Genomic DNA, 25183 nt, shown 5'->3' on the forward strand with positions numbered 1-25183 from the left:
TAATCGGGTGTTTATTCTGGCCTCTTCGCGAGCAAGCCCGCTCCCACCTTTGAAATGCCTTCCAAAGGTGGGAGCGGGCTTGCTCGCGAAGGCGTCATCGGGACCACCCCGGCTTACGCTTCTGCACAAAAGCCTGGGTGCCCTCTATTCCTTCAACACCCGTCACCGCCTCGGCAAACCACTCGGCAGCCTGATCCAGCAGCGGTCCGATGGGTTGCTCTGCGCTGGCCAGCAACAGCGCTTTGGTCCGGCCATTCGCCCCCGGCGCGCACTGCAGCACGTGCCCCAACACATCGTCCAAGCGTTCCGCCAGGGCCTGAGGGTCGGCCTCCACAAAATGCACCACCCCCAACCGATGGGCTTCAACCCCGTCGAACCGCGCCGCGGTCAGTGCCAGCCGTCGCGCCTGGGTCAGGCCGATACGCTTGACCACAAAGGGCGCGATCTGCGCCGGCAACAAGCCCAGGCTGGTTTCCGGCAAGCCGAACTGCGCCTGATGGTCGGCCAGCGCAATATCACTGACACAGGCCAGCCCAAACCCACCGCCGAGCACCGCACCTTGCAACACCACAATCACCACTTGCGGCACCGCTTCCACCTCCTGCAGCAATGTGCCGAACGCGCGGTTCAGCGCCTGCAGTTGCGCCTTGCCGCCCGCGGTGACCATGTCCTTAACATCCGCCCCTGCGCAGAAGTGCCCGCCCGCACCGCTGATCACCAGCGCACGCACCTGGCTGTCCAATTGCGCCAGTACCGCACGCAGTTCATTGACCATTTCCAGGCTCATCGCATTGCGATTGGCCGGGCGGTTGAGGGTGATGTGCAGCACGCCGTTATGCGGTTCGAGCAGCAGGGTGTTCATGCTTTTTTCCCGGGCAGGGTGCCCATCAGTTTGCAGATGATGCCCAGCATGATTTCGTCGGCGCCGCCGCCAATCGACACCAGGCGCACGTCGCGATACGCACGGGCTACCGGGTTGTCCCACATAAAGCCCATGCCGCCCCAGTATTGCAGGCAGCTGTCGCTGACTTCACGGCCCAGGCGCCCGGCCTTGAGCTTGGCCATCGACGCCAGGCGGGTCACATCCTGGCCTTTGATGTATTGCTCGGTGGCCTGGTAGACGAGTGCGCGCAGGCATTCGATTTCGGTGGCCAATTCAGCCAGGCGAAAATGAATCACCTGGTTGTCGATCAGGGCCTTGCCGAAGGTCTGCCGTTCCTTGCAGTAGTCGATGGTGCTGTCGATGCAGTATTCCAGGCCCTTGATCATGTTGGCGGCGCCAAACAGGCGTTCTTCCTGGAACTGCAGCATTTGCATCATGAACCCCGCGCCTTCATGGCCGATGCGGTTGCGCTGCGGGACGCGCACGCCATCGAAGAACACCTGGGCGGTTTCGGAGCTGTGCATGCCGAGCTTTTCCAGGGGTGGGCTGACACTGATCCCCGGCGTGTTCATCGGCACCATGATCAGCGACTTGTTCATGTGCGGCTTGTCGTCCGAGGTGTTAGCCAGCAGGCAAATAAAGTCGGCGCTGGGCGAGTTGGTGATCCACATTTTGCTGCCGTTGATCACGTAGTCGCCACCGTCTTTGCGCGCATGGGTTTTCAGCCCGGCCACGTCGGAGCCGGCGCCGGTTTCCGAGACGCCGATGCAGCCCACTTGCTCGCCGCTGATGGCCGGGCGCAGGAATTCGTCGCGTAACACATCGGAGCCGAAGCGGGCGAGGGCGGGGGTGCACATGTCGGTCTGCACGCCGATGGACATGGGGATGCCACCGCAACGAATGGTGCCGAACTCTTCGGCGGCGACGATGGAGTAGCTGTAGTCCAGGCCCATGCCGCCGAATTTTTCCGGCTTGCAAATGCCCAGCAAGCCGAGGTCGCCAGCCTTGCGGAAGATCTCGTGGATAGGGAAGCGTCCGGCTTTTTCCCATTCGTCCACGTGCGGGTTGATCTCGCGGTCGACGAAGGCGCGGACGGTACGGCGCAGTTCCTGATGTTCCTGGGTAAAGATCATTGTTCTTGTTCTCCTGTTAGAAACGCGCCACACCGAAGCTGTTGGGCTGCAACTGCCGCACCTCGGCCTCATGGCAGAGGTCCAGCAGAAACCCCAGCAGCGTGCGGGTATCCCGTGGGTCAATCAGCCCGTCGTCCCACAGGTTGGCGCTGCCATACAGTGCCGTGGACTGGCTGTCGAGTTTCTGCGCAGTCACCTGCTCCAGCATGTCCAGCACCTTGGGGTCGGGCACCAAACCGTCTTTGAGTTGCTTGGCCTCGGTGACGATGCGCAGCACTTTGCCCGCCTGCGCACCGCCCATCACCGCCGTGCGGCTGTTGGGCCAGGCGAAGATAAACCGTGGGTCCAGGCCTCGGCCGCACATCGCGTAGTTGCCGGCGCCGTAGGAGCCGCCCACCACCACGGTCAGTTTCGGCACGCGGGCATTCGCCACGGCCTGGATCATTTTCGCGCCGTGCTTGATCACGCCTTGTTGCTCCGACTCCGTGCCCACCATGAACCCGGTGGTGTTGTGCAGGAACAGCAGCGGCGTGCGGCTCTGGTCGCACAGTTGGATAAATTGCGCGGCCTTGCTGGCGCCCTTGGGCGTGATGGGGCCGTTATTGCCGATCACGCCGATAGCGCGGCCCTGGATGTGCAAATGGCCGCAGACCGTGTGCGCATCGAACTCACCCTTGAATTCGAGGAAGGTGGAACCGTCCGCGAGGCGCGCGAGGATTTCGCGCACGTCATAGGGTTTTTTCGGATCATCGGGCACCAGCCCCAACAGCTCCTCGATGGGGTGCAGCGGTTCGGTATAAGGCCGTTTTGGCGTAAGCCCCAGGCGCTCGTCCCACGGCAACAGGCTGACGATTTCGCGCACGATGCGCACGCCATCGGCATCGTTTTCCGCCAGGTATTCGGCGGTGCCGGCGGTTTGCGCGTGCATCTCGGCGCCACCCAGTTCCTCATCGGTTGCCACTTCGCCGGTCGCCGCTTTGAGCAGTGGCGGCCCGGCAAGGAACAGTTTGGCCTTGCCGCGCACCACCACCACGTAATCCGACAGCCCCGGCTGATACGCGCCGCCCGCCGTGGCCGAGCCGTGCACCACGGTGATCTGCGGCAACCCCATGGCTGACATGCGCGCCTGGTTGGCGAAGCTGCGTGCGCCTTCGACGAAAATCTCCGCCGCATAGTTGAGGTTGGCGCCGCCGCTTTCGGCGAGGGTCACCACCGGCAGTTTGTTTTCCATCGCGATCTGTTGCAGGCGCAGGGATTTTTTCAGGCCGGCGGGGGAAATGGTGCCGCCCTTGATCGCGCTGTTATTGGCCACCACCAGCACGCGCACGCCGCTGACGTAGCCGATGCCGGCGATCAAGCCGCCGCCGGCCGCGCTGCCGTCTTTGTCGTCGTGGAGTTTGTAACCCGCCAGGCTGGCCAATTCCAGGAACGGCGCACCGGGGTCGAGTAGCAGGTTGAGCCGTTCGCGAGGCAGCAGTTGGCCGCGTTTGTCGAACTTGGGCTTGGCTTCCTGTGCCTTGCTCAGCAGGTTGTGTTCCAGTTGGCGCAATTGTGCGATGGCGGCCAACATGGCTTCGCGGTTTTGCGCGAACTGTGGGCTGTGGCTGTCGATCTGCGTTTCAATGAGCGGCATAGGTTATTGCTCCGCCTTGAGTACATCCGGCAGGTAGGCGCGGTGGAAACCATTGAAGGGTTCGCTCGGTGGCTGCGCCTTGGGCAGCGGCCAGGCCCGGCTGCCCAGGCTGGCAGCGCCATCGATGCGCAGGGTGCTGCCGCTGATGAACGCCGCCGCGGGGCTGAGCAGAAACACAATGGCCGCGCTGACTTCCGATTCGGTGCCGATCCGCTTGAGCGGCACGTGTTCACGCAGGGTCGGGATCACCGCCTTGAACGCGCCGTCGTAAGTGTCCATGCCGCTGGAGGCAATCCACCCCGGCGCCACGGCGTTGACTCGCACACCGGCATAACCCCATTCAAAGGCGGCGGTCTTGGTGAAGTTGTCCATGCCCGACCGCGCCGCGCCGGAGTGACCCATGCCGGGCATGCCGCCCCACATGTCGGCGAGCATGTTGACGATCGCTCCACCGTGCTTGCTCATGGACTGGTTGAACACTTCCCGCGCCATCAGGAAACCGCCGACCAGGTTAGTGCGCAGTACGGTTTCAAAGCCCTTTTGGTTGATCGAGGCCAGTGGCGACGGGTATTGACCGCCGGCGTTATTCACCAGGCCATGGAGCGGGCCATGGTCATCAATCAGCTGCGTCACCAGTGCCTTCACCGCGTCTTCCTCGCGAATATCGCAGGCCTGCCAATGGGCAGTGCCGCCGTCTTCGCAAATTTCGGCAGCCACCTTCGAAAGCTTGTCCGGCTTGCGCCCCACCAGGATGACCCGAGCGCCAAGGGCGGCGAGTTCATGGGCGGTGCAACGGCCGATACCACTGCCGCCACCGGTAACAATCACGGTTTGCCCCTGGAACAGGTCGGCTTTGAAGATCGAATCGAAGGCCACGGCGACAGTCCTTTAGGTGAGTTGATCGGCGATGTGTTGCGGCACGGCAATGGGGATTTCCAGCAGTTGCTGGGCGAAGGCTTTGCCTTGGGGGTCGATGCGCAGGCTGGCGATGCCGCCGCCGCCCAACGCGTTTTCCAGCAGAAAATTCAGGCTGTGGCTGCCAGGCAAGTACCAGCGTTCGACGCGGCCGTGCAGCGGGTCGAGCACGTGGTTCATCCAGTCGACGACCACTGCCGGGGTCAGCGCCTCGGCGATCCACGGCAGGTAATCGGGATGGCGGGCGATGACGCCGATATTGCTGTGGTTACCCTTGTCGCCGGAGCGCGCCACGGCGAGTTTGACCAACGGCACGCTGGCATCCGCACGGCCTTGGGGCTTGGGTGGCTCGACCGCAGCAGTCGGGGTGAGCAGATGCGCAGTCAAAGGCAGCTCAATGGCATGGCGCTGGCCCTGGAACTCGATCAGCGGTTCACAGGATGATTTATCGATAAGGAATGAAAACAGCCGAATCAGGGGGTACACGGTGGGTCGCCCGCCGACGATCCCGGTCAACCCCGGCGCCATGCCGGTGGCGGCCTGGGCGATCTCGCGGGCAAACAGCAGCAGCGCCTGCTTGCTCGGGTGGCGCACGGCCAGTTTCACCACCACTTCGCGGCAGTCGTCACGCTGGGCATGGGCGCCGTAGGTGGCTTCGCTGCCGAGCAATTCGATATTGACCTCAGTGTAGGGCGCCCAGCCACGTTGGCTGAACAGCTCCGACGTTTTATTGATGATCGCCTGGCTGACCCGCTCGGCCTTGGCCACGGCGTCGATGCCGGCGATCAGGCAACTGGCGGTGCAGCGGAACCCGTCGGGGTAGGTGGCGCTGACCTTGTATTGGTCGGTAGGTGGCAAGCCCTTGGCGCCGTGCAGGCGAACTTGGTGTTTGCCTTGTTGTTGCAGTTTGACCTGGCTGAAATCGCAGATCACATCAGGCAGCAGGTAGGCGCGCGGGTCGCCGATCTCATACAGCAGCTGTTCGGCCACGCTGAGTTCGCTGATCAGCCCGCCGCTGCCGTCGACCTTGTTGACGGTGAATTGGCCGTCGGCGCTGACCTCAACGATGGGAAAGCCGATGTGCTCGTAGTCCGGCACGTCGCGCCAATCGGTGAAGTTACCGCCGGTGCACTGCGCGCCGCATTCGATGATGTGCCCGGCCAGTGCCGCCTGGGCCAGGCGGTCATAGTCCTGCCATGACCAATTGAATTCATGCACCAGCGCCGCACTGACCACGGCGCTGTCGACCACGCGGCCGGTGATGACGATATCGGCGCCCAGCTCAAGGGCTTTGGCAATCCCAGGAGCACCGAGGTAGGCATTGGCAGATACGCACAGCGGCGGCAGCGGCGCGCCGTTGAACATATCGGTAATGCCTGGCAGTTGTTTGAGTGTGGGTTGCAAATCATCGCCCAGCAGGACGGCGATCTTCAGCGCGATGTTGGCCTTGTCACAGGCTGCTTGCAGTGCGGCGGCGCAAGCCTGGGGGTTAATGCCCCCGGCATTGCTGATCACGCGGATGCCCTGGCGCTGGAGGTCGCCCAGCAGCGGGGTGAGCACCTCGACGAAATCGGTGGCGTAGCCGGCCTGGGGGTCTTTCATCCGTGCGCCGGCGAGGATCGACATTGTGACTTCCGCCAAGTAGTCGAAGACCAGGTAATCCAGGGTGCCGCCGTGCACCAGCTGGGCGGCGGCGGTGCAGGTGTCGCCCCAGAAGGCGCTGGCACAGCCGATACGAACCGTCTTGCTCATGAGAAATCCTTCCTCGAATGGCTGGCGTCGAGACTACCAAGCAAGCGCTTGGTTTGTAAACTCCACGCACAAGTTTTGCCCAAGCGCTTGCTTGGGTGGCGGCCACGGCCTAAATTGCCGCCCAAGACGTCAGTAGAAATGAAGGAGAGCAGCATGGATGAGCAAAAAGCCCTGCGGGTGATGCGCACCATGGTCGACGGCGGTCATTTGACCGACCCTGACAGTGCACGGGGCAAGTTGCTGCAAACCGCGGCTCACCTGTTTCGCAACAAGGGGTTTGAGCGCACCACGGTGCGTGACCTGGCCAGCGCCGTGGGCATCCAGTCCGGCAGCATCTTTCATCATTTCAAGAGCAAGGACGAGATCCTGCGGGCGGTGATGGAGGAAACCATCCATTACAACACCGCGATGATGCGCGCCTCGCTCGAGGACGCGAGCACGGTGCGCGACCGTGTGTTGGCGCTGATTCGCTGCGAATTGCAGTCAATCATGGGCGGGAGCGGCGAAGCCATGGCGGTGCTGGTCTACGAATGGCGTTCGCTGTCGGCCGACGGCCAGGCCCAGGTGCTGGCGCTACGTGATGTGTACGAACAAATATGGCTGCAGGTGCTGGGCGAGGCCAAGGCCGCCGGTTACATCAAGGGTGATGTGTTTATCACCCGGCGCTTTCTGACCGGCGCGTTGTCCTGGACCACCACGTGGTTCCGCGCCGAAGGCAGCCTGACACTCGAACAGCTGGCCGAAGAAGCCCTGTTGATGGTTCTGAAGGCTGATTGAGGCGCAAGCTATTAATTTTTCGGTGGAAAGTTGTCTCACCTGACAAAAACGCCTAGCTTATTGCCATCAACGTGTTGAACGGTGCGTGCCTCAATGTTTTTGCCATGGCGGCTGGCTGCAGGACTAACTCTATGGGCACTGGGCACCGCGTGGTGGGTGCCGGCTTCGGCTGGGCAATTGGTGAGGATTGGCGCCGCGCATTTTCCGCCCTACACGGTGCGGCCTGAGCAAGGTGCCGACACCGGTCTGCTGCCGCAATTGGTGGAAGCGCTGAACGCCTCGCAAACCGACTACCAGTTTGTGCTGGTGCCTACCTCCATCCCACGGCGCTTTCGAGATTTCGAACAAGGCCGGGTCGACATGGCGATCTTCGAAAACCCCAGCTGGGGTTGGCAGGACATTCCCCACACCAGCGTCGATATGGGCCTGGAAGATGCGGAAATTTTCGTCGCCGAGCGCCAGCCAGGTCGCGACCAACGCTATTTCGCCGACCTCGCCGGCAAGCGTCTGGCGGTGTTCAGCGGTTATCACTACGCCTTCGCCAACTTCAACCCCGACCCCAAGTACATGGCCGAACACTTCAACGCCACGTTGACGTATTCCCATGACAGCAACCTGCTGATGGTTGCGCGCGGGCGGGCCGATATTGCACTGGTTACACGCTCGTATTTGAGTGATTTCATGGTGCGCAATGCAGACATGGCCGGGCAGTTCCTGGTCTCGGAGCGCATCGACCAGGTGTATCACCACTATGCGTTAGTGCGGCCGAAGGCGCCGATTACGGGCGAGGCGTTTGCCGGGTTGCTCAAGCGGTTACGCGATAGCGGCGAGATGTTGAAAATCTTCGAACCGTACCGTATCGACGTAACCGCGGTGCGCTGAAGTCAGCCCAGACAGCAAGCAGTGCAATGGCACTGTGCTCAAACCCGCCGTGCAAACGTATCGCTGTGGTTGCCCGACACCTTGCGGCAATGCACCAGGGCATCACGAATCATGAAATTCACCAGGGTTGGCGATACGCCCAGTTCCTTGGCGATATCTTTTTGCGGTACGCCGTGCAGCCGGTACATCTCGAATGCGTAGCGGGTGCGCTGTGGCAGCTCCGTGAGGGCGCTGGCGATGTTTTCCAGGGTGTTGAAGTTGATGTGGGAGGTTTCCGGTGAAGCGCCGTGAATCACCACATTCAAGCCTTCCTCTTCCGTCCCCGAGTATTTGAGCTCCAGAGCCTGCTTACGGTAGTGGTCAATTGCCAGGTTCCGCACGATCTGGAACAGATAGCTCAATTGCGCCTTGAACGATGAGGTGATCGTCGGCGCCGATTGCAGGCGGAAGTAGGCGTCTTGCACCACGTCTTCGGCCCGCGAGCGGCAGCCGGTGATGCGCGCGGCGATCTTCACCAGAATCAGTCGATTATCGACGAATGCCTGCAGAAGGGGTGAGTCGCACCTGCCTGTGGATACTTGTTCCGTCATGGAAATCACCTTGTCGCAAAAGAGGTTAGGGGAGGGCATCCGTGCTGAGGCCTCCTGCACATCGGGCAACAAATTATTCTTAATGATAATGATTGTCAAATGAGAAGACGAACTAATCCTGCGGATTTTGCGAAGCTGTGAACCCCGTCTCGCTGCTCCCGGCTGACTAATTATTTGCCCGCTCCGTCCGTTCTCATGGGTGACAGGTCCGTTTGCAAACGGCCAAGGATCAGCGCCCGCAGGAGGACGACATGGGTTTCTATCGTGCATACCGCGTTAAGTCTGGAGCCCTCATACGATGAGCGTCTCGACTCGACTGCGCCTGTTTTGCCTGCCGTATTCGGGGGCCAGCGCTATGGTCTATGCGCGTTGGCGCCGGGCGCTGCCGGATTGGTTGCAGGTGTGCCCGCTGGAATTGCCAGGGCGCGGCATGCGCATGGACGAGCCGTTGCAGCGCGACATCAAAACCTTGGCGGCACAGCTGGCCGAAGAAATCAGTCGGGACCTGGATGCCCCGTATGCCTTGTTCGGCCACAGCCTTGGCGGCCTGTTGGCGTTCGAGCTGGCGCACGCCCTGCGTGAACGCGGCTGCCCCGCACCGCTCGCGTTGTTTGCCTCCGGCACCGCCGGCCCGGCCCGCCGTGATGTCAGCGAATACGCCGTCGAAAAGTCGGATGCGCAACTGATCGCCCGCCTGCGCGAATTGCAGGGCACCGCCGAAGAAGCGCTGACCAACCCCGAGCTGATGCAGTTGATGTTGCCGATCCTGCGCGCCGACTTCCTGCTGTGCGGCAGCTTCACCTACGGCCAGCGCGCGCCGCTGGGCATGCCGATCCATGTGTTCGGCGGCAAGCAGGACAGCGTGCGCGCCGACCAGTTGCTCGACTGGCAGGCAGACACCGCCAGCGGCTTTTCCCTCGACATGTTCGACGGCCACCACTTCTTCCTCGTGCAGCACGAAAGCGCCGTGCTGCGCTGCCTGCGGCGCTACGCCGACGGGCACCTGGCCCGCTGGCGCAATGGCGCGACGCGGCCGCTAGCCGCCCGCTGAAAGCACTCTTTTTCCCGATTTTCCCGTAAGCCGATTTCAGGCAGGAACCCATGATGGACGCCTTCGAACTTCCCCGCACATTGGTCCAGTCCCTTCAACGCCGCGCCGCGCAAACCCCGGACCAGGTGGCTCTGCGCTTTCTTGCCGAGTCGGCCGAGCACAGCGTTGTACTCAGTTACCGCGACCTGGATCAGCGCGCCCGCACCATCGCCGCCGCCTTGCAGGCGAATGCGGCGTTGGGGGATCGTGCAGTGCTGTTGTTCCCCAGTGGCCCGGACTACGTGGCGGCGTTTTTTGGTTGCCTTTACGCCGGGGTGATCGCCGTGCCGGCTTACCCGCCGGAGTCCACCCGCCGCCATCATCAGGAGCGCTTGCTGTCGATCATCGCCGACGCTGAGCCACGCTTGCTGCTGACCATAGCCAGCCTGGGCGATGGCCTGGCACAGATCGAGAACGCGCCGCCGCTGCTGAGTGTCGACACCTTGGACAGCCTGATTGCCGATCGCTGGATCGAGCCCGAGCTGCACGCCGACCACATCGCCTTCCTGCAATACACGTCGGGCTCCACTGCGCTGCCCAAGGGCGTGCAGGTCAGCCATGGCAACCTGGTCGCCAACGAAGTGCTGATCCGTCGCGGCTTCGGCATCGACCTCAACCCGGATGACGTGATCGTCAGCTGGTTGCCGCTGTACCACGACATGGGTCTGATCGGCGGCTTGTTGCAACCCATTTTCAGCGGCGTGCCGTGTGTGTTGATGTCGGCGGCGTACTTCCTCGCTCGGCCGTTGCGCTGGCTGGAGGCGATCAGCGAATACGGCGGCACCATCAGCGGCGGGCCGGATTTCGCCTATCGCCTGTGCAGTGAGCGGGTCAGCGAGTCCGCCCTGGAGCGCTTGGACTTGAGCGCATGGCGGGTAGCGTATTCGGGTTCCGAGCCGATCCGCCTCGACACCCTGGAGCGCTTCGCCGAGAAGTTCGCCGCCTGCGGCTTCACCTCGAACAATTTCTTCGCCTCCTACGGGCTGGCCGAGGCGACCCTGTTTGTCGCTGGCGGCTCCCGTGGCCGGGGCATCCCGGCCTTGCGCCTGGACGAGCGGGCCCTCGCCGCCAACCGTGCCGAGCCTGGGCAGGGCAGTGCAATCATGAGCTGCGGCACCAGCCAGCCGGAACACGCGGTGCTGATCGCCGACCCTGGCACCCTCACCGAACTGGGCGAAAACACCGTCGGTGAGCTGTGGGCCAGCGGGCCGAGCATCGCCCACGGCTACTGGCGCAACCCCGAAGCCACAGCCAAGACATTCGTGCGACACGCGGGTCGCACCTGGCTGCGCACCGGTGACCTGGGTTTTATGCGTGACGGTGAGGTGTACATCACCGGCCGCCTGAAAGACCTGCTGATCGTGCGCGGGCACAACCTGTACCCTCAGGACATCGAACAAACCATCGAGCGCGAAGTGGAAGTGGTGCGCAAGGGCCGCGTCGCTGCCTTTGCGGTGAATGACCAGGGCCTGGAAGGCATTGGCATTGCCGCAGAAATCAGCCGCAGCGTGCAGAAAATCCTGCCGCCCGACGCGCTGATCAAGGCGATCCGCCAAGCGGTGGCCGAGGCTTATCAAGAAGCCCCGAGCGTGGTGGTGTTGCTCAACCCAGGTGCCTTGCCGAAGACGTCCAGCGGCAAGTTGCAGCGTTCGGCGTGTGCCATTCGCCATGCCGATGGCAGCCTCGACAGCTACGCGCAGTTTCCGGGCCTGCGCACACAGGCGAGTGACACGGCGCTGGCATCCGCACTGCACAGCCAGATCGCGGCGATCTGGTGCGAGCAGTTGCACGTCGCAAGCGTGACGGACGATGATCATTTCTTCCTGCTCGGCGGTAACTCCATCACCGCCACCCAAGTGGTCGCGCATCTGCGTGAAACCCTGGGGCTGGAGCTGAACCTGCGCATGCTGTTCGAGGCGCCAACCCTGGCGACCTTTGCCGCGACTGTCGCGCAATTGCAGCAAGACGGCGCTGTCGCCCAAGGGGCGATGGGTGCCCTGTCACGCCGCGAAGCCCTGCCGCAATCGCTGGCGCAAAACCGCCTGTGGATCACTTGGCAACTCGACCCGCAAAGCAGCGCCTACACCATTCCCGGCGCCCTGCGTTTGCGCGGAGCGTTGGACCCAGGCGCCGTGCGCGCCAGCTTCCAGCACTTGATCGAGCGCCACGAAGCCTTGCGTACACGCTTCTATGAACGCGATGGCCAGGCTTTCCAGCGGGTAGATGCAAACGCAGCGTTCGATTTGCACGTCATTGACCTCAACGACGTGCCCGGCACCGAACGCGAAGCCCGCGCGCAACAGCTCCGCGAAGATGCCGCGCGCACCCCGTTCGACCTGGAAAACGGCCCGCTGCTGAGGGTGACCCTCGTGCGCCTGGACGATGAGGACCATCAACTGCTGGTGACGCTGCACCACATCATCGCCGACGGTTGGTCGCTGAATGTGCTGATCGACGAATTTTCGCAGCTGTACGCGGCCTTGTCTCAAGGCCAAACCCTGGCGTTGCCGCCGCTGGCCCTGCACTACGCCGACTACGGCAGCTGGCAGCGCCAATGGCTGGCCGAGGGTGAAGGCCAGCGGCAACTGGCGTATTGGAAAACCCAGTTGGGCGAGGAACACCCACCCCTGAGCCTGGCCACCGATCACCCACGTTCGGCGCAACAGCGGCATAGCGCCTCGCGCCATAGTGTGCGTCTGGAGGCAAGCCTCAGCGCAGCGATTCGCCAGACCGCCCAGGCCAATCAATCCACCCCGTTCATGCTGTTGCTGGCAGCGTTCCAGAGCCTGCTCTATCGCTACAGCGGTCAGCGCGACATCCGCATCGGTGTGCCCAGTGCCAACCGTCCGCGCCAGGAAACTCAAGGCCTGGTCGGTTTCTTCATCAACACTTTAGTGCTGCGCGCCGAGCTGGACGGGCGACTGCCATTCAATGCGCTGTTGGCAGCAACGCGCCAGGCCGCTTTGGGGGCCCAGGCTCATCAGGACCTGCCGTTTGAACAGCTCCTCGAAGCCTTCCCGCAAGCCCGTGAACAAGGCCTGTTCCAGGTCATGTTCAACCACCAGCAGCGCGACTTGAGTGCCCTGCGCCGCCTGCCGGGCCTGCTCGCCGATGAATTGCCGTGGCACAGCCGCGAAGCCAAGTTCGACCTGCAACTGCACAGTGAAGAAGACCGTAATGGGCGGTTGAGCCTGGCATTCGACTACGCCGATGAGCTGTTCGACCCCGGCACGATCCAACGCCTCGCCGAGCACTTCATCAACCTGCTGCAAGCCGTGTGCGATCACCCCGAGCAGGCCATCGGCGACCTGATGCTGATGCACCACGACCACGCGCTGCAGTGGAGCGAAGCGCCGTGCACCCCGGCACAACGCTGGTTACCCGAGTTGCTCGACCACCAGGCCTCGGATAACACCGCACTGGTTTGGCAGGGTGCCAGCCTGTCTTTCGCCGAACTGCACACCCAGGCGAACCGCCTGGCCCACTACCTGCGTGACAAAGGCGTCGGCCCGGATGTGTGCGTGGCCATCGCCGCCGAGCGCTCACCGCAACTGCTGATCGGCCTGCTTGCCATCATCAAGGCCGGTGGCGCCTATGTGCCGCTCGACCCGGATTACCCTGCCGACCGCTTGGCCTACATGCTCAAGGACAGTGGCGTGCACCTGCTGCTGACCCAAACCTCACTGCTGGCACTCCTGCCGGCGACCGAGGGCGTGGGCGTGATCGCCATGGACAGCCTGCACCTCGACAGCTGGCCCACCCAGGCACCGGGCCTGCACCTCAATGGCGACAACCTCGCCTACGTGATTTATACCTCCGGTTCCACCGGCCAGCCCAAAGGTGTGGGCAATACCCATGCGGCCCTGGCTGAACGCTTGCAGTGGATGCAGGCCACTTATCAACTGAACGACAGCGATGTGCTGCTGCAAAAAGCGCCGATCAGTTTCGACGTGTCGGTGTGGGAATGCTTCTGGCCGCTGATTGCCGGTTGCCGTCTGGTGCTGGCGGGGCCAGGCGAGCACCGTGATCCGCAGCGCATCGCGCAGCTGGTGCAAGCGCATGGCGTGACCACGCTGCACTTTGTGCCGCCGCTGTTGCAGTTGTTCATCGATGAACCATTGGTGGCCGAATGCACCAGCCTGCGTCGTCTGTTCTCCGGCGGCGAAGCCTTGCCCGCCGAGTTGCGTAATCGCGTGTTGGCGACGTTGCCGGCGGTGCAGCTGCACAACCGCTATGGCCCGACTGAAACCGCGATCAACGTCACCCACTGGCATTGCCGCGCGGAAGACGGCGAGCGTTCGCCGATTGGCCGGCCGCTGGGCAATGTGATCTGCCGCGTGCTGGACGAGCAACTCAACCCGTTACCCGCCGGTGTGCCCGGCGAACTGTGCATCGGCGGCATCGGCCTGGCGCGCGGTTACCTTGGCCGTGCCGGGCTCACGGCAGAGCGTTTTGTTGCCGACCCGTTTAGCCAAACGGGCGCACGCCTGTATCGCACCGGTGACCGTGCGCGTTGGCGTACCGACGGCGTGCTCGAATACCTCGGGCGCCTGGATCAGCAGGTCAAGTTGCGCGGTTTCCGTGTTGAACCGCAAGAAATCGAAGCCCGTATGTTGGCGCTGGACGGTATCGCCCAAGCGGTGGTGCTGGTGCGTGACGCACAGTTGATCGCCTACTACACCGCCCCTGCCGAGCTGGACGAGCAGGCGCTAAAAACCGCCCTCGCGGCTGAGCTGCCGGAGTACATGGTGCCTGCGCTGTTGATGCACCTGGACGCCATGCCTTTGAGCCCCAGCGGCAAACTCGACCGTCGTGCGTTGCCGGAGCCGGTGTGGCAACGCCGCGAACATGTTGAACCGGAAACACCCTTGCAGCAGCAGATTGCAGGCATCTGGCGCGAAGTGCTCGGCTTGCCGCGTATCGGCCTGCACGACGACTTCTTCGCCCTCGGCGGCCACTCGTTGCTGGCCACGCAAATCATCTCCCGCACCCGCCAGGCCTGCGACGTCGAGTTGCCGTTACGCACCTTGTTCGAAGCCAGTGAGCTGGGCGCATTTGCCGAGCAAGTCGGCATTATCCAGGCCTCGGGTCAGCGCAACCAGCAAACCGCCATCGCCAGGGTCGACCGCCGCGAGCCGGTGCCGTTGTCCTATTCCCAACAGCGCATGTGGTTCCTCTGGCAAATGGAGCCCGACAGCCCGGCTTACAACGTCGGCGGCATGGCCCGCCTGCGTGGCGTGCTCGATGTGGGGCGTTTCGAGGCGGCGTTGCAGGCGCTGATCATGCGTCACGAAACCCTGCGCACCACCTTTCCGAGCATCAACGGGGTGGCTTATCAGAAGGTCGCGCCGCAACCCGGCTTGCGCATGGGCTGGCAGGATCTCTCGGCGCTGCATGACAGCGAGCGCCAGCAGCGTCTGCAACACCTGGCCGATCAGGAAGCGCACACGCCATTCAACCTGGAAACCGGGCCGCTGTTGCGCGCCTGCCTGGTCAAGGCCGGGGAGCAGGAACACTACCTGGTGCTGACCCTGCACCACATCGTCACTGAAGGCTGGGCCATGGACATTTTCGCCCGTGAGCTCAGCGCGCTGTACGAAGCCTTTATTGACGAGCGCGACTCACCGCTGGCGCCGTTGCCCGTGCAATACCTCGACTACAGCGTCTGGCAACGCCAGTGGCTGGAATCGGGTGAGCGCCAGCGCCAACTGGACTACTGGACCGCACAACTGGGCCACGAGCATCCATTGCTCGAACTGCCCGGCGACCGCCCACGGCCACCGGTGCAAAGCCATCAGGGCGAGTTGTACCGCTTCGACCTGAGCGACGATCTGGCCGCTCGCGTGCGTGCCTTTAACGCCGAGCGTGGCCTGACCCTGTTCATGACCATGACGGCTACCCTGGCCGTGTTGCTCTACCGCTACAGCGGCCAGACCGACCTGCGCATCGGCGCGCCCGTGGCCAACCGAATTCGCCCGGAAAGCGAAGGGTTGATCGGTGCGTTCCTCAACACCCAGGTGTTGCGTTGCCAGCTCAACGGGCAGATGACGGTTGGCGAGTTGTTCGAGCACGTGCGCCACACGGTGATCGAAGGCCAGTCCCATCAGGACCTGCCATTCGACCATTTGGTGGAAGCCCTGCAACCTCCGCGCAGCGCGGCCTACAACCCGCTGTTCCAGGTGATGTGCAACGTGCAGCGCTGGGAGTTCCAGCAAAGCCGCCAACTGGCCGGCATGACCGTCGAGTACCTGGCCAACGATGCGCGCGCGACCAAGTTCGACCTCAACCTGGAAGTCACCGACCTCGACCATCGCCTGGGTTGCTGCCTGACCTACAGCACCGACCTGTTCGACGAACCGCGCATTGCGCGCATGGCGGAACATTGGCGCAACCTCCTGCACGCGTTGATCGCAGGCCCCGAACAGCGCCTCAGCGAACTGCCGTTGCTGACTGCCGTCGAGCAGCGCGCATTGCACGACAGCCTGGGCGTCGAGCCCGGCGTGCATCGCCTCGACCAGTGCCTGCATTCACTGTTCAGCCAACAGGCAGCAGCCCGTCCCGATGCCGCTGCCTTGACCTTCGCCGGGGAAACCCTCAATTACCGCGAACTGGACAGCCGCGCCAATCGCCTCGCGTGGATGCTGCGCGAGCGTGGCGTCGGCCCGCAGGTGCGCGTCGGCCTGGCGCTGCCGCGTTCGCTGGAAATGGTCATCGGGCTGTTGGCGATCCTCAAGGCGGGCGGTGCCTATGTGCCGCTCGACCCGGAATACCCGCTGGACCGCCTGCACTACATGATCGAAGACAGTGGTATCGGGCTGCTGCTCAGTGATGCAGCGATGTTCGAGGCCCTCGGCGAATTGCCGGTGAGCGTGGCTTGCTGGTGCCTGGAAGATGACCTGCCGGTGCTGGCCAATTACCCGGCCGACGCGCTGCCGTTTCTCAGCGTGCCGCAACATCCGGCCTACTTGATCTACACCTCCGGCTCCACCGGCAAGCCCAAAGGCGTGGTGGTCTCCCACGGTGAAATCGCCATGCATTGCCAAGCCGTGATCGCGCGCTTCGGCATGCGCCCGGACGACTGCGAGCTGCACTTTTATTCGATCAACTTCGACGCCGCCACCGAACGTTTGCTGGTGCCGCTGCTCAGTGGTGCGCAGGTGGTGTTGCGCGCCCAGGGGCAGTGGGATGCCGAAGAAATCTGTGCGCTGATCCGCACCCATCGTATCAACGTGCTGGGTTTTACCCCGAGTTACGGCAGCCAGTTGGCGCAATGGCTGGCCACCCAGCACCAGACGTTGCCGGTGCGCATGTGCATCACCGGTGGCGAAGCGCTGACCGGCGAGCACTTGCAGCGTATCCGCGCAGCGTTCCAGCCGGCGGTGTTTTTCAACGCCTATGGTCCGACCGAAACCGTGGTGATGCCGCTGGCCTGTTTGGCGCCGCAATACCTGGAGGAGGGCGCTGCCAGTGTGCCGATCGGCAGCATCATCGGCGCCCGCGTGGCCTACATTCTCGACGCCGACCTGGCCCTGGTACCGCAAGGTGCGACCGGCGAGTTGTATGTTGGCGGCGCCGGTTTGGCCCAGGGTTATCACGAGCGTGCGGGCATGACGGCCGAGCGTTTTGTCGCCGACCCGTTCACGGGGCATGGCGGCCGTCTGTACCGCACGGGCGACCTGGTGCGCCAACGCGCCGATGGCCTGGTGGAATACCTGGGTCGGATCGACCATCAAGTGAAAATTCGTGGTTTCCGCATCGAACTGGGTGAAATCGAAACCCGTCTGCTGGAACACGCAGCGGTGCGCGAAGCGGTGGTGCTGGCGCTGGATTCGCCCAGTGGCAAGCAGTTGGTGGCCTATCTGGTCAGCGACGCAGACCCCGGCACATTGCGTGACGCGCTGAAGGCACACCTCAAGGCGCAACTGCCGGACTACATGGTGCCCGCGCACCTGATTGTGTTGGACTGCATGCCGCTGACCGCGAACGGCAAGCTCGACCGCCGCGCCTTGCCGCAACCGGACCCCGAAGCCAACCGCCAGGAGTACGTCGCGCCGCGCAACGAGCGGGAGCAAACCCTGGCGGCTATCTGGTGCGCCGTGCTGAACGTGCCGCAAGTCGGCTTGCACGATAACTTCTTTGAGCTGGGCGGCGACTCGATCCTGTCGATCCAGGTGGTCAGCCGTGCGCGCCAGGCCGGGATTCATTTCACGCCTCGCGACCTGTTCCAGCACCAGACCGTGCACACCCTGGCGGCCGTTGCGACCCGCTCCGAGCAGGTCACGGCTGAACAAGGTGTGCTCACTGGCAGCGCGGGCCTTACGCCGATCCAGCATTGGTTCTTCGAGACCGATCGCCCGAATCGTCAGCACTGGAACCAGGCGTTGGTGCTTAAACCGCTGCAACTGCTCGAGCCGCATCGCCTGGAGCAAGCGTTGCTGGCGGTGCTGGAACACCACGATGCCCTGCGCCTGAGCTTCACCCGACGCGACGCCCAATGGCATGCCGAGCACCTGGCCGTACCGCAGGGCGGCGTGCTGATGCAGGCGCAAGTGCGCGATATGCAGCACTGCACCGCGCTGTTCACCGACACCCAGCGCAGCCTTGACCTTGAGCACGGCCCGCTGCTGCGCGCCTTGCTGGTGGATGGCCCGCAAGGTCAGCAACGCCTGCTGATCGCGATCCATCACCTGGTGGTGGACGGCGTGTCGTGGCGCGTGTTGCTGGAGGATCTGCAAACGGTCTACCGCCAACTGAGCGACGGCCAGTCCGTCAGCCTGCCTGCCAAGACCAGCGCGTTGCGCGATTGGGCCGCGCGCTTGCAGGCCTACGGCAGCAGCGAATCTCTGCGCGAAGAGCTGAGCGTGTGGCAGGAGCAGTTGGCCGGCCCGAAGGTGGCCTTGCCGGTGGATCGACCACAGGGTTCGCTGCGTCATCGCGATGCCGACGCCGTCAGCGTGCGCCTGGATGTCGAGCACACCCGCCAATTGTTGCAACAGGCGCCGAGCGCCTACCGCACCCAGGTCAACGACCTGCTGCTGACTGCCTTGGCGCGCGTGCTGTGCCGCTGGAGCGGCCATGATTCGGCCTTGATCCAGCTCGAAGGCCATGGCCGCGAAGCCCTGTTCGATGACATCGACCTGACCCGCAGCGTCGGCTGGTTCACCAGCGCTTATCCACTGCGCCTGACGCCGCAAGGCGAGCCGGGAGACGCGATCAAGGCCATCAAGGAGCAACTGCGCGGCGTGCCGCACAAAGGTCTGGGCTATGGCGTACTGCGCTACCTGGCCGATGACCTGTGCAAGCAGACCCTGGCCGCACTGCCAAGCGCCGACATCACCTTCAACTACCTCGGCCAGTTTGACCAGGGCTTCGGCGCCGACGCGCTGTTCCACCCGCTGGATGAATCGGCCGGCCAGGCCCATGACCCGGATGCCGTGTTGCCCACTGCGTTGAGCGTCGACAGCCAAGTCTATGGCGGCGAACTGGTACTGCGCTGGACCTTCAGCCGCGAACGCCACGATCAGCCGACCATCCGCGCATTGGCCGATGCCTACCTCAGCGAATTGCACAGCCTGATCGCACACTGCCTCAACGCCGCGGCCGGAGGCGTCACGCCATCCGATTTCCCGCTGGCGCGGTTGAAGCAATCCCAACTGGACGCCTTGCCGGTTCCGGCCAGCGCCATCGAAGACGTGTACCCGCTGACCCCGATGCAGGAAGGCATGCTGCTGCACACCCTGCTGGAGCCGGGCACCGGCCTCTATTACATGCAGGACCGCTACCGCATCAACAGCGCGCTGGACCCCGCGCGTTTTGCGCAGGCCTGGCAGGCCGTGATCGCGCGGCATGAAGCCTTGCGTGCGTCGTTCTGCTGGAACGTCAGCGAAGACATGCTGCAAGTGATCCACAAGCCGGGCAGCACGCCGATTGAATACCTGGACTGGAGCGCTGACCCTCAACGCGAACAGGAACCGCGTCTGCAAGCGCTGCTCAAGCAGGAGCGCGAAGCCGGGTTTGATCTGCTCAACCAGGCGCCGTTCCACCTGCGGCTTATCCGCGTCGGCGAAGCGCGCTACTGGTTCATGATGAGCAACCACCACATCCTGATCGATGCCTGGTGCCGTTCGCTGCTGATGAATGACTTCTTCGAGATCTACATGGCCCTCGGCGAAGGCCGCGATGCGCAATTGGCCACGCCGCCGCGCTACCGCGACTACATCGCCTGGCTGCAACGCCAGAACCTTGCCGAAGCGCGCCAGTGGTGGCAACGCAACCTGCAAGGCTTCGAGCGCACGACACCGATCCCCAGCGACCGGCCGTTCCTGCGTGAACATGCCGGTCATAGCGGTGGCATGGTGGTGGGCGACTGTTACACGCGCCTCGATGCCCGTGACGGTGCGCAACTGCGTGAATTGGCGCAGGCCCATCAACTCACCGTCAACACCTTCGCCCAGGCGGCATGGGCGCTGGTGCTGCGCCGCGTGAGCGGCGATCGTGACGTGCTGTTCGGTGTCACCGTGGCCGGGCGCCCGGTGGACATGCCGGAAATGCAACGCACTGTCGGCTTGTTTATCAACAGCGTTGCGCTGCGGGTGAAACTGCCCGAGGACGACCAGCCTTGCAGCGTGCGCCAGTGGTTGGGTGGCTTGCTCGACAGCAACATGCAGCTGCGCGAGTACGAATACCTGCCGTTGGTGACTATCCAGGAGCACAGTGAGCTGCCCAAGGGCCAGCCGCTGTTCGACAGCCTGTTTGTGTTTGAAAACGCACCGGTGGACGTCTCGGTACTGGACCGCGCGCAACACTTGAATGCCACCTCGGATTCGGGCCGCACCCACACCAACTTCCCGCTGACCGCCGTGTGCTATCCGGGCGATGACCTCGGTTTACATCTGTCCTACGACCAGCGCTACTTCGACGAAACCACCGTGCAAGGCCTGCTCGCTGAGTTCAAACGCCTGTTGCTGGCGCTGGTGCAGGGCTTCCACGGCGACATGGCCGAGCTGCCGTTGATCGGCGAACCGGAACGTGAATTCCTCGTGCAAGGCTGCAACCAGAGCGAGCATGACTATCCGCTGGAGCGCAGTTACATCGAGTTGTTCGAAGCCCAGGTGGCGCAGCATCCGCAACGCATCGCCGCCAGTTGCCTCGACCAGCAGTGGACCTATGACACGTTGAATCGCCGCAGTAACGGCCTGGGGCACGCGCTGATCGCTGCGGGCGTCGGGCTGGATCAACCGGTGGCGTTGCTGGCCGAGCGTAACCTCGACTTGCTGGGCATGCTCGTCGGCAGCTTCAAGGCCGGTGCCGGTTATGTGCCGTTGGACCCGGGCCTGCCACGCTCGCGCCTGCGTCGCATCATTGACCTGAGCCGTACGCCGTTGCTGGTGTGCACCGAGGCTTGCCGCGAGCAGGCGATTGAATTGCTCGAGGGCACCGCCTGCCAGATGCTGGTGTGGGAAGACGTGCCCGGCCGGGGCGAAAACCCGGGCGTCTACAGCGGCCCGGACAACCTTGCCTACGTGATCTATACCTCGGGTTCGACCGGCTTGCCCAAAGGCGTAATGGTCGAGCAGCGCGGCATGCTCAACAACCAGTTGAGCAAGGTGCCGTATCTGCAACTGAGCGAGACCGATGTGATCGCTCAGACGGCCTCGCAAAGCTTCGACATTTCTGTGTGGCAGTTCCTGGCGGCGCCGCTGTTCGGTGCGCGGGTGGATATCGTGCCGAACACCATTGCCCATGATCCGCAAGGTTTGCTGGCGCATGTGCAGGCCCAGGGCATTACCGTGCTGGAAAGCGTGCCGTCACTGATCCAGGGCATGCTGGCCCAGGAGCGCATGCGCCTGGACGGCCTGCGCTGGATGCTGCCGACGGGGGAGGCGATGCCGCCGGAGCTGGCGCACCAATGGTTGCTGCGCTACCCAGCGATTGGTTTGGTGAATGCCTATGGGCCGGCGGAATGTTCGGATGACGTGGCATTCTTCCGCGTCGACCTGGCGTCGACCCGTGGCACCTACCTGCCAATTGGTACACCCACGGATAACAACCGGTTGTACGTGCTTGATGGTGCACTGGCGTTGGTGCCGCAGGGCGCGGTTGGCGAGTTGTGTGTGGCCGGCAGCGGTGTCGGCCGTGGTTATGTCAGTGACCCGCTGCGCACGGCGCAAGCCTTTGTGCCCAACCCGTTTGGCGCGCCGGGCGATCGGCTCTACCGCACCGGCGACCTCGCACGTCGGCGCAGCGATGGCGTGCTGGAGTACGTGGGGCGTATCGACCATCAGGTGAAGATTCGCGGTTATCGCATAGAGCTGGGTGAAATCGAAGCGCGCTTGCATGAACAACCGGAAGTACGCGATGCGGCCGTCGGCGTGCAGGAAGGCGTTAACGGCAAGCACTTGGTCGGCTATCTGGTGGCGGCTGATGAAGCGTTGAACCCAAGTGATCGCCTGGACCGCATCAAGCAACGCTTGCGTACCGAGCTGCCGGAATACATGGTGCCGCTGCATTGGCTATGGCTCGAACGCCTGCCGCTGAACGCCAACGGCAAGCTGGACCGCAAGGCCTTGCCGGAACTGGAGATCGGCCAGTTGCACAGCCAGGCTTACCAGGCACCGCGCAACGCGCTGGAAACCACCTTGGCTGCGATTTGGGCCGAGGTGCTGAAAGTCGAAAGGGTGGGGGTACAGGACAACTTCTTCGAACTGGGCGGGCACTCGTTGCTGGCCACGCAGATTGCCTCCCGCGTGCAGAAAACCCTGCAACGCGATGTGCCGCTACGGGCGATGTTCGAGTGCAGCACGGTGGCGGAGTTGGCTGAGTACATTGATGGGTTGGCGGCGAATGAGATCAGTGCCGAGAAGGTGGATCGGTTGAGTGATTTGATGGCGGAGTTGGAAGGGCTTTAAGGAACCCTGGAACAACTGGCGGCGAGCGCGCTGTGAGTCGAAACGAAAACGACTTTCAGCGTTGCTTAACGCACAACCCACATCGGCGCCGATAGTGGCCTTTATTCCACAGTGGCACGGGTTACCTTTTTGGGGCTGGTGCCTCTCAGGATCACGCTGACCTTCCTCGTTCATGGTTGAGCTGGGAGCATGAATAATCGTGGCATCGACGATGGTGCCCTGGCGCGGGGGCAGATCTTGTTCCTGTCAGTAACCGTTCCAAGTCGGAGAAGCTTATCTGGCTCATGCGTGCATAGGTATCTGCACAACTCTGAAAGGCCGCCACATCCCCGCGAAAGCGGTGGGTCAGTCAACGTCAATGTTTGCTGAGCCGACGCCTTCGCGGGCAAGCCCGCTCCCACATTTGATTGAGTTCAGCTTCAGAGATCAGGCCGGCTGTCAGGCCGCCTCAGCTTTGCTTTTGATCTTGATCTGAGGTGCCGAGTGGTGGGGCAAGAGCGTTTTGCTGACTTTTGCGCTGTTCAAAAGTGAGAGTAGCTGTGCTTATTTGCGCCTTGGATCGTAGGAAATTGACCTCTGGTGGTGTACGTGATTTCCATTTCACTGTTTTTATATACAGTGTTTTCGGGTTTATCGTCTCCTGAAAAGAAAATGAGTGAAAAACGGGCCTGTGGAAAAAAAAAGCAACTCCGTTAGGTTGAGATTCTCTCCTTCAAGAAAGGAGAGTTCTTAATCAATAGCAATGGAGTAACCAATGAATAAACCACAAACCCAGACACCTCTTCGCCATGGTCGTGTCACATCCCCTTCCAGCCGTGGCGCAGTCGCCGTGGATCTCGGTCTGCTGGCAACCTGGCAGGTCAATGAAATGGAAGGCGGCAAGAACTTTCCGGCACTGATTGCCGGTCCGTTCCCGGCGCCTTATCAAACCGACAGTGACAGCGTCATCCCACCAGCCGACGGCTTCATCCTCAGCGGCGGCAAGACCGATGCCCGTGACTGCATCAACTTCACCAACGAGGAAATGGCCAAGAAACTCAACCGCGCCTTCACCTGGCCGCTGCTCAATGTCGATCCGGGTCAGACCTTCAAGGTCACCTGGGAATACACCGCGCCGCACACCACCCGTGGCTATCGTTGGCTGATCACCAAGGATGGCTGGGATCCGAAACAGCGCATCACCCGCGCACAACTGGAAACCCAGCCGTTCGCCGAAGACTTCTATACCCAGGTGCCGTACTTCAGTCATCCAGGTGAACTGAAGGCCAAGGTCAATCACGAAGTGAAACTGCCGGCCAACAAAAAGGGCAAGCATGTGATCGTGTTGATGTGGATCGTCGCCAACACCGGCAACGCCTTCTATCAAGCCTTCGACGTGGACTTCAAATAAGCCCGCGCCGTTAAACCCATACGTTCTGAAGGATTAGAACATGTCAAAGATTGACTTCACCTTACTGAAATCACCGCTGAACGATGTCGCTTCGCTGATGCCGAGCATTGCCGGCAAAAAGATCCTCATGGGCTTCTGGCACAACTGGCCTGCCGGCGCGAGCGACGGCTACCAGCGTGGCCAATTTGCCAACATGAGCCTGGCGGACGTGCCGACGGATTACAACGTGGTGGCCGTGGCCTTCATGAAAGGCAACGGTATCCCAACGTTCAAGCCGTACAACCTTTCCGACGCCGAGTTCCGCCGCCAGGTGGGCGTGCTGAACAGCCAGGGCAGGGCGGTGCTGATTTCCCTTGGCGGCGCCGATGCGCACATCGAGTTGCATAAAGGCAACGAACAGCCATTGGCCAACGAGATTATCCGCCTGGTGGAAACCTATGGCTTTGATGGCCTGGACATCGATCTTGAGCAGAGCGCGATTGATTTCGCCGACAACAAGACTGTCCTGCCCGCCGCGTTGAAACTGGTCAAGGACCATTACGCCGGTGAAGGCAAACACTTCATTATCAGCATGGCGCCGGAGTTTCCTTACCTGACCACCGCCGGTAAATACGTCGGTTACATCCAGGCGCTGGAAGGCTATTACGACTTCATTGCCCCGCAGTATTACAACCAGGGGGGCGACGGGATCTGGGTGCAGGAGGTCAACAACGGCAACGGTGCCTGGATTGCCCAGAACAACGACGCAATGAAAGAGGATTTCCTGTTTTACCTGACCGAAAGTCTGGTGAGCGGAACGCGAGGGTTTACTAAAATCCCGGCGGACAAGTTCGTCATTGGCCTACCGGCTAACGTCGATGCAGCCGCCACCGGTTATGTGATCAACCCCGCAGCCGTGACCAATGCATTCAAGCGTTTGTACGACAAAGGGTTGTCGATCAAGGGCCTGATGACATGGTCGGTGAATTGGGACCGCGGGATCAGCAAAGACCACGTGCCCTATAACGGGGAATTCAGCCGCCGTTATGGGCCGTTGATCAAAGGCACTCACCTCTCTGGCCTCGGTGAGGATGAGGCGGATCTCGAAGTCGCCAATCGGCGGTAGCGCAAAGAGACATCTGGCAGACGTGCCTGATCTCAAACAGCTATGTTTATGATCTGATCGTTGGCTTCATGAAATAAAATCCGATGCCTGGTTGGGCATCGGATTTTCTGCGTCAAGCGCAAACC

General features: G+C 62.5%; 11 protein-coding genes and 2 pseudogenes. 6 read left to right on the forward strand and 7 right to left on the reverse strand.

Annotation, left to right across the window (positions count from 1 at the left end):
* Positions 1-94: 94 nt before the first annotated feature.
* From JFT85_RS24820 to JFT85_RS24840, 5 genes are read right to left on the reverse strand one after another with little or no spacing between them, the layout of a single operon-like run.
* Positions 95-862 (reverse strand): enoyl-CoA hydratase/isomerase family protein, encoded by a 768-nt coding sequence (locus tag JFT85_RS24820; protein ID WP_069551046.1) that lies wholly within the window; start codon positions 860-862, stop codon positions 95-97.
* Complete coding sequence (gene atuD, locus JFT85_RS24825; protein ID WP_201230604.1) at positions 859-2016, reverse strand: citronellyl-CoA dehydrogenase; 1158 nt, start codon at positions 2014-2016, stop codon at positions 859-861. Before atuD ends, JFT85_RS24820 begins: the two co-directional genes overlap by 4 nt.
* A gap of 16 nt (positions 2017-2032) precedes the next feature.
* On the reverse strand, positions 2033-3649 hold the full coding sequence (gene atuC, locus JFT85_RS24830) for a geranyl-CoA carboxylase subunit beta (RefSeq protein ID WP_078827073.1): 1617 nt from the start codon (positions 3647-3649) through the stop codon (positions 2033-2035).
* Positions 3650-3652: 3 nt separating this feature from the next.
* Entirely contained in the window at positions 3653-4525 is an 873-nt protein-coding gene (locus JFT85_RS24835; protein WP_078827072.1) for an SDR family oxidoreductase, read from the reverse strand.
* A gap of 12 nt (positions 4526-4537) precedes the next feature.
* Positions 4538-6316 (reverse strand): acyclic terpene utilization AtuA family protein, encoded by a 1779-nt coding sequence (locus JFT85_RS24840; protein ID WP_201230605.1) that lies wholly within the window; start codon positions 6314-6316, stop codon positions 4538-4540.
* Between the two features lie 153 nt (positions 6317-6469).
* Between JFT85_RS24840 and JFT85_RS24845 the strand changes: the two genes are divergently transcribed.
* Positions 6470-7093 (forward strand): TetR/AcrR family transcriptional regulator, encoded by a 624-nt coding sequence (locus tag JFT85_RS24845; RefSeq protein ID WP_053257267.1) that lies wholly within the window; start codon positions 6470-6472, stop codon positions 7091-7093.
* 93 nt (positions 7094-7186) lie between these two features.
* A complete protein-coding gene (locus JFT85_RS24850) occupies positions 7187-7975 on the forward strand; it encodes a substrate-binding periplasmic protein (protein ID WP_053257266.1) in 789 nt (262 codons plus the stop codon).
* A 38-nt stretch (positions 7976-8013) separates the two neighbouring features.
* Here the strand turns inward: JFT85_RS24850 and JFT85_RS24855 are convergent, their stop codons facing one another.
* Positions 8014-8565, reverse strand: a complete 552-nt coding sequence (locus JFT85_RS24855) for an RNA polymerase factor sigma-70 (RefSeq protein ID WP_053258019.1) — start codon at positions 8563-8565, stop codon at positions 8014-8016.
* Between the two features lie 298 nt (positions 8566-8863).
* Between JFT85_RS24855 and JFT85_RS24860 the strand changes: the two genes are divergently transcribed.
* Together JFT85_RS24860 and JFT85_RS24865 are read left to right on the forward strand one after the other, a co-directional pair.
* On the forward strand, positions 8864-9616 hold the full coding sequence (locus tag JFT85_RS24860) for a thioesterase II family protein (protein WP_078827070.1): 753 nt from the start codon (positions 8864-8866) through the stop codon (positions 9614-9616).
* Between the two features lie 50 nt (positions 9617-9666).
* Positions 9667-22563, forward strand: coding sequence for a non-ribosomal peptide synthetase (locus JFT85_RS24865; RefSeq protein WP_201230606.1), 12897 nt, complete (start codon positions 9667-9669; stop codon positions 22561-22563).
* An 81-nt stretch (positions 22564-22644) separates the two neighbouring features.
* Here JFT85_RS24865 and JFT85_RS24870 read toward each other — a convergent pair.
* Positions 22645-22797: pseudogene (locus JFT85_RS24870) on the reverse strand (IS5/IS1182 family transposase); the annotation flags it as partial.
* A 520-nt stretch (positions 22798-23317) separates the two neighbouring features.
* On the opposite strand from JFT85_RS24870, the gene JFT85_RS24875 reads away from it, so the two are divergent.
* Positions 23318-23953: a lytic polysaccharide monooxygenase auxiliary activity family 9 protein gene (locus JFT85_RS24875; RefSeq protein WP_053257263.1), complete on the forward strand. Its 636-nt coding sequence runs from the start codon at positions 23318-23320 to the stop codon at positions 23951-23953.
* Between the two features lie 40 nt (positions 23954-23993).
* Positions 23994-24992: pseudogene (locus JFT85_RS24880) on the forward strand (chitinase); the annotation flags it as partial.
* Between the last annotated feature and the right edge of the window lie 191 nt (positions 24993-25183).

This window comes from Pseudomonas sp. TH04 (genome assembly GCF_016651355.1).
Taxonomy (GTDB): Bacteria; Pseudomonadota; Gammaproteobacteria; order Pseudomonadales; family Pseudomonadaceae; genus Aquipseudomonas; species Aquipseudomonas fluorescens.

What these genes read in the sequence shown, in the direction of transcription:
- JFT85_RS24820 (WP_069551046.1), bottom strand. Translation starts at nt 862, where the DNA reads ATGAACACCCTGCTGCTCGAACCGCATAACGGCGTGCTGCACATCACC.
- JFT85_RS24875 (WP_053257263.1), top strand. Translation starts at nt 23,318, where the DNA reads ATGAATAAACCACAAACCCAGACACCTCTTCGCCATGGTCGTGTCACA.
- JFT85_RS24845 (WP_053257267.1), top strand. Translation starts at nt 6,470, where the DNA reads ATGGATGAGCAAAAAGCCCTGCGGGTGATGCGCACCATGGTCGACGGC.
- JFT85_RS24855 (WP_053258019.1), bottom strand. Translation starts at nt 8,565, where the DNA reads ATGACGGAACAAGTATCCACAGGCAGGTGCGACTCACCCCTTCTGCAG.
- JFT85_RS24850 (WP_053257266.1), top strand. Translation starts at nt 7,187, where the DNA reads ATGTTTTTGCCATGGCGGCTGGCTGCAGGACTAACTCTATGGGCACTG.
- atuD (WP_201230604.1), bottom strand. Translation starts at nt 2,016, where the DNA reads ATGATCTTTACCCAGGAACATCAGGAACTGCGCCGTACCGTCCGCGCC.
- JFT85_RS24865 (WP_201230606.1), top strand. Translation starts at nt 9,667, where the DNA reads ATGATGGACGCCTTCGAACTTCCCCGCACATTGGTCCAGTCCCTTCAA.
- atuC (WP_078827073.1), bottom strand. Translation starts at nt 3,649, where the DNA reads ATGCCGCTCATTGAAACGCAGATCGACAGCCACAGCCCACAGTTCGCG.
- JFT85_RS24860 (WP_078827070.1), top strand. Translation starts at nt 8,864, where the DNA reads ATGAGCGTCTCGACTCGACTGCGCCTGTTTTGCCTGCCGTATTCGGGG.
- JFT85_RS24840 (WP_201230605.1), bottom strand. Translation starts at nt 6,316, where the DNA reads ATGAGCAAGACGGTTCGTATCGGCTGTGCCAGCGCCTTCTGGGGCGAC.